At 67.3% G+C, this 8002-nt stretch carries 8 protein-coding genes and 2 pseudogenes; 5 read left to right on the forward strand and 5 right to left on the reverse strand.

Annotated features, from left to right (window positions below):
• The first annotated feature begins 83 nt into the window (after positions 1-83).
• Together dnaE and AB0M95_RS18520 are read left to right on the forward strand one after the other, a co-directional pair.
• Positions 84-3610: pseudogene (dnaE, locus tag AB0M95_RS18515) on the forward strand (DNA polymerase III subunit alpha).
• 12 nt (positions 3611-3622) lie between these two features.
• Positions 3623-3913, forward strand: coding sequence for a hypothetical protein (locus AB0M95_RS18520; protein ID WP_363765704.1), 291 nt, complete (start codon positions 3623-3625; stop codon positions 3911-3913).
• 243 nt (positions 3914-4156) lie between these two features.
• On the opposite strand, the gene AB0M95_RS18525 is transcribed toward AB0M95_RS18520, so the two are convergent.
• The 4 genes from AB0M95_RS18525 to AB0M95_RS18540 all read right to left on the reverse strand — a co-directional run bounded on the left by AB0M95_RS18525 (position 4157) and on the right by AB0M95_RS18540 (position 6331).
• On the reverse strand, positions 4157-4492 hold the full coding sequence (locus AB0M95_RS18525) for a sterol carrier protein domain-containing protein (protein WP_363765707.1): 336 nt from the start codon (positions 4490-4492) through the stop codon (positions 4157-4159).
• 125 nt (positions 4493-4617) lie between these two features.
• Entirely contained in the window at positions 4618-5376 is a 759-nt protein-coding gene (locus AB0M95_RS18530; RefSeq protein WP_363765710.1) for an NUDIX domain-containing protein, read from the reverse strand.
• 456 nt (positions 5377-5832) lie between these two features.
• On the reverse strand, positions 5833-6048 hold the full coding sequence (locus AB0M95_RS18535; protein WP_363765713.1) for a DUF397 domain-containing protein: 216 nt from the start codon (positions 6046-6048) through the stop codon (positions 5833-5835).
• A 67-nt stretch (positions 6049-6115) separates the two neighbouring features.
• On the reverse strand, positions 6116-6331 hold the full coding sequence (locus AB0M95_RS18540) for a DUF397 domain-containing protein (RefSeq protein ID WP_363765716.1): 216 nt from the start codon (positions 6329-6331) through the stop codon (positions 6116-6118).
• 292 nt (positions 6332-6623) lie between these two features.
• On the opposite strand from AB0M95_RS18540, the gene AB0M95_RS18545 reads away from it, so the two are divergent.
• Both AB0M95_RS18545 and AB0M95_RS18550 read left to right on the forward strand, forming a co-directional pair.
• Complete coding sequence (locus AB0M95_RS18545; protein ID WP_363765719.1) at positions 6624-6872, forward strand: hypothetical protein; 249 nt, start codon at positions 6624-6626, stop codon at positions 6870-6872.
• Positions 6869-7285 carry a hypothetical protein gene (locus AB0M95_RS18550; protein ID WP_363765722.1) on the forward strand — a complete coding sequence of 139 codons (417 nt, stop codon included), beginning with the start codon at positions 6869-6871 and terminating at the stop codon, positions 7283-7285. Before AB0M95_RS18545 ends, AB0M95_RS18550 begins: the two co-directional genes overlap by 4 nt.
• Positions 7286-7450: 165 nt before the next feature.
• Here AB0M95_RS18550 and AB0M95_RS18555 read toward each other — a convergent pair.
• A pseudogene (locus AB0M95_RS18555) lies at positions 7451-7636 on the reverse strand (AraC family transcriptional regulator); the annotation flags it as partial.
• A 159-nt stretch (positions 7637-7795) separates the two neighbouring features.
• Between AB0M95_RS18555 and AB0M95_RS18560 the strand changes: the two are divergent.
• On the forward strand, positions 7796-8002 hold a 207-nt coding region (locus tag AB0M95_RS18560), incomplete at its 3' end, for a hypothetical protein (RefSeq protein WP_363765725.1).

The following is an 8002-nucleotide window of genomic DNA, read 5'->3' on the forward strand; positions in this document are numbered from 1 at the left end:
GGGCCCGGTGTGCTCCAGGAGGCCGCCGCGACGGCGTAGGCTCTGATCGGCCGCACCGCGTCGAGGGGAGAGGGACGGCCCGCATGGCTGATTCGTTTGTGCATCTGCACGTTCACACCGAGTACTCCATGCTCGACGGAGCGGCGCGCCTGAAGCAGATGTTCAAACAGGTCGGCGATCTGGGCATGCCCGCCATCGCGATCACCGACCACGGCAACATGCACGGCGCCTACGACTTCTACAAGCAGGCGACCGCCGCGGACATCAAGCCCATCCTCGGCATCGAGGCCTACGTCGCGCCCGAGTCGCGGCTGAACAAGAAGCCCGTCCTGTGGGGCGAGCCGCGCCAGAAGAGCGACGACGTCTCGGCGGGCGGCTACTACACCCACATGACCATCTGGGCGCGCAACGCCACGGGTCTCGGCAACCTGATGAAGCTCTCCTCGCGCGCCTACACCGAGGGTTTCGTCCGCAAGTGGGCGCGCATGGACGCCGAGCTGCTCGCCGAGCACTCCGAGGGCCTCATGGCCACCACCGGCTGCCCCTCCGGCGAGGTCCAGACCCGCCTGCGCCTCGGCCGGTACGACCAGGCCGTCGCGGCGGCGGCCAGGTACCAGGAGCTCTTCGGCGAGGAGAACTACTTCCTGGAGATCATGGACCATGGGCTCGACATCGAGCGCCGGGTCCGCGACGGGCTCACCCGCATCTCCAGGGAGCTCGGCATCCCGCCGCTGGTCACCAACGACTCGCACTACACCTACGAGTCCGACTCGACCTCCCACGACGCGCTCCTGTGCATCCAGACGGGCAAGCAGCTCTCCGACCCCGACCCCGACCGCTTCCGCTTCGACGGCAGCGGCTACTACCTCAAGACCGCCGACGAGATGCGCGCGGTCGACTCCTCCGAGCTGTGGGCCGAGGGCTGCCGCAACACGCTGCTGGTCGCCGAGCGGGTCGAGCCCGAGGGCATGTTCGGGTTCAAGAACCTCATGCCCACCTTCCCGGTGCCCGAGGGCCACACCGAAGAGGGCTGGTTCCGCGAGGAGATCGCCCGGGGCATGGCCCGCCGCTACCCCGAGGGCATCGACGAGGAGCACCAGCGCCAGATCGAGCACGAGATGGACGTCATCCTCCAGATGGGGTTCCCCTCGTACTTCCTCGTCGTCGCCGACTTCATCATGTGGGCGAAGAACAACGGCATCCGCGTCGGCCCCGGCCGCGGATCGGCGGCAGGCTCGCTGGCGGCGTACGCGCTCGGCATCACCGACCTCGACCCGCTCCCGCACGGACTGATCTTCGAGCGGTTCCTGAACCCCGACCGCGTCTCCATGCCCGACGTCGACATCGACTTCGACGAACGTCGTCGCGCCGACGTGATCCGCTACGTGACCGAGAAGTACGGCGCCGACAAGGTCGCCATGATCGCCACCTTCGGCACCATCAAGGCGAAAGCCGCCATCAAGGACGCCGCCCGCGTCCTCGGCTACCCGTACGCGCTCGGCGACAAGGTGTCCAAGGCGTTCCCGCCCGCGGTGATGGGCAAGGACATCCCGCTGTCCGGCATCTTCGAGAGCGAGCACCCGCGCTTCAACGAGGCCGGAGAGCTGCGCAAGCTGTACGAGGAGGACGTCGACGTCAAGGCGGTGATCGACCTCGGCCGCGGTCTGGAAGGCCTGATCCGCCAGACCGGCGTCCACGCCGCCGGCGTCATCATGTCGTCGGATGCGCTGACCGACTACATCCCGATCATGCGCCGCGACTCCGACGGCGCGATCATCACGCAGTTCGACTACCCGACCTGCGAGACGCTCGGCCTGCTGAAGATGGACTTCCTGGGCCTGCGCAACCTCACGATCATCGACGACTGCCTGAAGATGATCGAGTCCAACACCGGGTCCAAGATCGACCTGCTGAAGCTGCCCCTGGACGACCCCAAGACGTACGAGCTGCTCGGGCGGGGCGACACCCTGGGAGTGTTCCAGCTCGATGGCGGTGGCATGCGCTCGCTGCTGCGGCTGATGAAGCCCGACAACTTCGAGGACATCTCCGCCGTCGGCGCCCTCTACCGTCCCGGCCCCATGGGCGCGAACTCCCACACCAACTACGCGCTGCGCAAGAACGGCCAGCAGGAGATCGCGCCCATCCACGAGGAGTTCCGCGAATCCCTGGCCGAGATCCTGGGCACGACCTACGGCCTGATCGTCTACCAGGAGCAGGTCATGGCCATCGCGCAGAAGGTCGCCGGGTTCTCGCTCGGCAAAGCGGACCTTCTGCGCCGCGCGATGGGCAAGAAGAAGAAGGCCGAGCTGGACAAGCAGTTCGAGTCCTTCGAGAGCGGCATGAAGGACAACGGCTACTCCGCCGCCGCGATCAAGACCCTGTGGGACATCCTTCTCCCCTTCTCCGACTACGCCTTCAACAAGGCACACAGCGCCGCGTACGGCCTGGTCTCCTACTGGACCGCCTACCTCAAGGCCAACTACCCGGCCGAGTACATGGCCGCCCTGCTCACCTCCGTCAAGGACGACAAGGACAAGTCGGCGCTCTACCTCAACGAATGCCGCCGCATGGGCATCAAGGTGCTCCCGCCGGACGTCAACGACTCCGACTTCGACTTCACCCCGCGCGGCACCGACGTCCGCTTCGGCCTGTCGGCGATCCGCAACGTCGGCGGCAACGTCGTCGACGGCATCATCGCCGCCCGCCGCGAGAAGGGCCGCTTCGCCGAATTCAAGGACTTCCTGCGCAAGGTGCCCGCCCTGGTCTGCAACAAGCGGGTCATCGAGTCGCTGATCAAGGCGGGCGCGTTCGACTCCCTCGGCCACGTCCGCAAGGGCCTGGTCATGGTGCACGAGCAGGCCGTCGACGCGATCATCGACATCAAGAAGAACGAGGCCATCGGCCAGGACTCGCTGTTCGGCGCGATCGAGGGCGCCGAGGACCAGACCTTCGACGTGCAGATCCCGGCGGGGGAGTGGGACAAGTCCATCCTGCTGGTGTTCGAGCGCGAGATGCTCGGCCTGTACGTCTCCGACCACCCGCTGTTCGGCGTCGAGCACATCCTGTCCGCCGGGGCCGACTGCTCGATCGCGGCCCTCCAGGACGAGCAGCGCCCGGACGGCCAGGTCGTCACGGTCGGCGGCATCCTCACCGGCCTGCAGCGCAAGGTCACCAAGAAGGGCGACACCTGGGTCCTCACCACCTTGGAGGACCTGGAAGGCGCCATCGAGGTCATGATCTTCCCGTCGGCCTACCAGCTCTGCGCGACCATCCTCGCCGAGGACGCCATCGTCTTCGTCAAGGGCAGGCTCGACAAGCGCGAGGACGTCGCGAAGATCGTCGCGATGGAGGTCACCCAGCCCGACCTCACCCAGGAGGCCGGCGGCCCGCTCGTGGTCAGCCTCGCCCTCACCCGCTGCACGCCCCCGTGATCGCCGGCCTGAAGGAAGTCCTCACCACCCACCGCGGCACGACCGAGGTCCACCTCCAGCTCCACAACGGCCCCAAGACCACGATCATGCGCCTGGACGACCGCCTGAGGGTCACCCCGTCCCCGGCCCTGATGGGCGACCTGAAGCAGTTGCTGGGCCCCGCCTGCGTAGGCGCCTGACCGGGTGAGCGCGTGAACTTCTCACGTTCGTCGGCTCTGCTGCTGGCCATGGCGTTGGCGGCGCTGCCATCGCTCAGTGCCGCCACGTTGCGGGGCGGAGCCTGCGGTCCGTGGTTCCCGCCGAAGACCCAGGAGCCTCCGACCGCGGCCGAGATGCTGCGCATGGTGAACGAACTCTCGAACCGGGCCACGCCATCGCAGAAGCCGGTGGCGAGTCAGTACGGTGGCGTCGTGCGGTACGGCAAGGCCGGGATGATCCCTCCGATAGGCCTCGACCGCGTGTATTCGCGAGACTGCCTCTGAACAGGCGCCCCCGCACCACCGCTGTCACCGGCGAGCCTCCTCGCCGGTGACGTATCTCCTGTCTCCGTCTTTTCTCCAGCAAGGTCGCCGAGCACTACCGGGGGATCAGGCGGTGACGGTTCCCGGCGACGGGCCCGTGTGCCCCAGCGCGGACGCGCGTCCCGGCGGCACACTGCTCGGCATCCTCGGGTCGCGCGGGACATCGTCCCTTTTGCCGCAACCGGTGTGGAACCCGCGCCTGTGCTAGAAGTGGTCGGGCAACCAGGGTTCGAGGTCTGTGGTGCAGCGAATAAGGGCCGCGAGTGCCTCCTCCGAGACGGCCTGGACTCCGGCCATGCGGGCAGAGGCAACGCTCCTGTAGCCGCCGGCGTACCAGACTGCGAGCTGCCGGCGGGTAAGGGTCACTGTGCCTTCGACGTGCGCAGGGGTGATCTCGGCTGATCCGTCAGCTACCCGGAGAATGTACCGCTCCCAGTTTCCGCCGTTTTCGCTTTCGATTGCGACGGGCACGGTGGCAGTGAGGTCGGCGGGCCAGCCGCGCAGGCGGATGGCTTCAGGGACGTCGAGGATGCGCAGCATCCAGGGGTGCCATGCCTCGGCGGGCCCGTGACTTTCGTGCTGGCACCTGATACCGGCTTCCACCACTACCCTGGCCGCTGGCGGCACCGCCTGAGAAGATCCGCCGATCGAGTGACCGTCGTAACTCAGGCATCGTGCCGGAGCGGTGCCTTCGTATACCGATAGACGACCGGTGCCAGATAGTCCACGTGCGGACCATGGAGGTCCATGAGCTCAGCAGCGGACCTTACCAGAGCGATCCGGTCCAGCTCGGGCTCGTGCCCCATTGCACGCTCGGCGGCCGTTGCTTCCTCAAAACGCTCACACAGCATCGCCTCTGGCCGAGGCGGGGCGAGAAAGACCAGGCCGATGCTCCGGTGCTCGCCGCGGGTGACCGCCCACAGGCTCAGCTCCTCGGGCGGCAGTTCAACACCGGTCTCCTCAGCCAACTCTCGCGCGGCATGACGGCGCACGGCAACCTCATCCAGCACCTGGTGTTCTCCGGGCGGCTCTACGGAGCCGCCCGGAAGCTGCCACCGCCCCGGAGCAGCAGTTGACGACGACATTCTCGCCACCAACACCCGCCCATCGTCCGTCGGCTGTACAACGTTCACGAACAACGACGGCAGCCACGAGGTGTTGCCGGGAACCCGGCGCAGAGCGTAGTACCGGTAGGTCACCCGCGCCCAGAAGAGAACGATACTGTGCGGTCCCTCCCACTCAACTCCCGCACACGCCACGACCGGGCCGTCGAACAAGCTTGGGTTCGCCCGGACAGCTTCGTTCCATACACAGTCCCTGGCCAATTCGTCCTCGGGCGATAGTTGCGGCGCTTGCACCTCTGACAGGCGGAGCCGGTGAATGTCGAAGAGGTCAACACCCGCAGGAACTGGGGTCTCGGTCACACGGCCATCGTATGGCTGACCTGATTCACAACCAGCCCGCCCGGACCCGGATGCATGCGTCGTGGCTGGATCCAGCCGACGCGCCCGGCGTTCCCCCGTCGACCGCCACGGCCCGGGCACACGCAACGCCTGCGTGTCTGCGAGCCACCGCAAACCACAGAGGCCCGGCCCGGCACCGGAAGAGTTGGCGCTGCAGGCCTGAGGGGCCGCACACGGCTTGGTCGTCCTCGTACGCGACGGCACCCTGCAGGCCATGACCGGAACGCTCACCGCCGAAGATGTGGTGAGGCCGCACCGCTCCCTGGCCGACGCCTTGACCCGCGGATCTGATCGTCGGAACTGACATAGCCACACCGTGCCCAAGCGGCCAACTGCCCACGCCTCCTGACCGCAACCCGCTCAATGGCATGATCTGCAAGCCCGGGCCTCTGCTGCGCCGCGACGCGGACGGCACACTCAGGTGGTGGAGCCCTTCACACTCCCGACGAACCGGACCCACGCGTCGACCCCGAAGACCAGGACGGGCCCTTCCGCCATCTTGCTGTCCCGTACCGCCACCACGCCCGGGAGGTTACAGGCGGCCTCGACGCAGTTCCCCCCTTCAACTCCCGATCGGCGCGACTTACGCCAGTCGGCCTTCGACAGGTCGAGGTTCAGCTTGTTGGGTTCCATCGATCTCGCGCTTCCTTCTTTCTCCACCTGGCGACGAAGGGCGACGGTCCTCGTCGGTGCTCGACGTTCAGATGGCGGAGCCCTTAACTCCCCCGACAAAGCGAGCCCACGCGTCGATCCCGAAGATCAGGATGGGCCCATCGGGCATCTTGCTGTCCCGTACCGCCACCACGCCGGGGAGGTTACAGGCGGCCTCGACGCAGTTCCCGCCCTCTGAGCCCGACCGGCGTGACTTACGCCATTCAGCCTGGGACAGGTCGACCTTCAGCTTGTTGGATTCCATTGGTCTCGCGCGTCCTTAATCATCTTGAGGGATATGCCGATTGGATGTGCTTCGGCTCGGATTTTGTCATATGCGTCCCACATGTGGACCACTAGCTCGCGATCGACACTTACCTCCCCCTCGTCCACGATGGGGACCTGCCGAAGGCGATCGGACCTTCAAGCGGTGACCGTTTTCAACCCGGCCGGAAAATGTCCAGAAAGGGACACGCGTCGCTTTCTTGTTGACAGTCGGCCAGGGCGGTCGGACCATCGCCGCAGGGTCATCGGGTCGACGTGGCGGGAGATCGTCAATGCCTCATGAATTCAAATTCGTGCTGGACGGTGCGGAACTCGACGAGAAGCAACAGGCCTTCATCGCGCAGGCCGTCGCCGAGGCCGGAAGCAAGGCGCTCGGCGAGGTCCTGGCGGCCGACGCCGGCCGGGATCTCGTGGCGATCGACGTGTCGCGGCTGCGCAGGTGGGAGTGGGTCGGGCGGGCCGTGCTCTTGGGGGATATCGCGAGCAAGGTCGCCGAGCGCTACCCGGAGATCAGGCGGTGACGGTTCCCGGCGACGGGCCCGTGTGTCCCAGCGCGGACGCCCGTCCCGGCGCCACACTGCTCGGCATCCTCGGGCCGCGCGGGCGGGTCGTGTTCCTGCCCCAGGGGCCCCGGGTGACGGAGGACCTGCTGGCCGGGCTGGCGGCGACGTCCTCCCCGGTCGAGGCGCGCCACCGTTTCGCGGCTCCCTGCGTCGCGCGGGGATGCGCGTTCTGGGATGACGGGCGCTGCCGCGCGGCGGACGTCGCGGCGGCGGAGTTCCCACGAGACAACTCCATGGCGGAGCTGCCCGAGTGCGGCATCCGCGACCGATGCCGGTGGTTCTTCCAGTCCGGCGCCGAGGCCTGCCGGGTGTGCGTGCACGTGACGACCGCCGCGGTGTCCGAGAGCGCCGGGCCCGTCCCCTCGGTGTGACGGCAACCGAAGGGCTGCGGCGTCCGAGCCCAGGGCCGTGATCGTCTCCGTCCTCGCCGGGTTCTCCGGTCGAGGGGAGGCTTCCACGCGACTTCCCGACGCTTCTCCGCGTGCGTGGCGAACCGCCCCACCGCGCCGGCCGCCCGAGCGTGGCGCGGCCGTCACGTCGCGGAGGCGGGCGGCGTCCTGGCTGGGCGGTGCGCCGAACGGGCGGCGGTATTCGCGGCTGAATTGGGAGGGGCTGTCGTAGCCGACGCGGCAGCTGATGCCGGTGACGTCGTTGGAGGTCGCGGCGAGCAGGAGCCGATCAGTGACGCAAGCACGGTGATGTCGCGTGGCCGGTCGAGCAGGCGTACCAGTCTGATCACCGCGTCGAGGAGTTCGACGGAGGCACCACCACTACAAAACCTCAACGAAGAGGAAGAGGCTTCACCGATCCCGAGATCCCTTCAGCCGCCAGAGCGACGTTCTCCGTACGGAGAACGCCCAGGTCCTGGAGGTATCGCGACGATGGAGCACTCAGGGAACTGTGGGGTTATTCCTTACACCACAGCAGGTGCTGCTTCCAGCCTTGCGATGGTCAGTCGCTACCGGCCGTTCCGATCCTCCTCACGGGCCTTTTCGGTTGCTCAGGCGAAATCAGTTGGCGGGCTTGCCGAACCAGCGGGAGAGGTGGTCGTCCAGGTCCTGCTGATCGTCGCCGATCCAGGCGACGTG

Origin of the sequence: Sphaerisporangium sp. NPDC051017, from assembly GCF_040683095.1 — a bacterium.
Classification (GTDB): Bacteria; Actinomycetota; Actinomycetes; order Streptosporangiales; family Streptosporangiaceae; genus Sphaerisporangium.

Coding starts and splice junctions, on each gene's coding strand:
- AB0M95_RS18525 (WP_363765707.1), bottom strand. CDS start 4,492: ATGCTGCGCATCCTCGACGTCCCTGAAGCCATCCGCCTGCGCGGCTGG.
- AB0M95_RS18535 (WP_363765713.1), bottom strand. CDS start 6,048: ATGGAACCCAACAAGCTGAACCTCGACCTGTCGAAGGCCGACTGGCGT.
- AB0M95_RS18540 (WP_363765716.1), bottom strand. CDS start 6,331: ATGGAATCCAACAAGCTGAAGGTCGACCTGTCCCAGGCTGAATGGCGT.
- AB0M95_RS18545 (WP_363765719.1), top strand. CDS start 6,624: ATGCCTCATGAATTCAAATTCGTGCTGGACGGTGCGGAACTCGACGAG.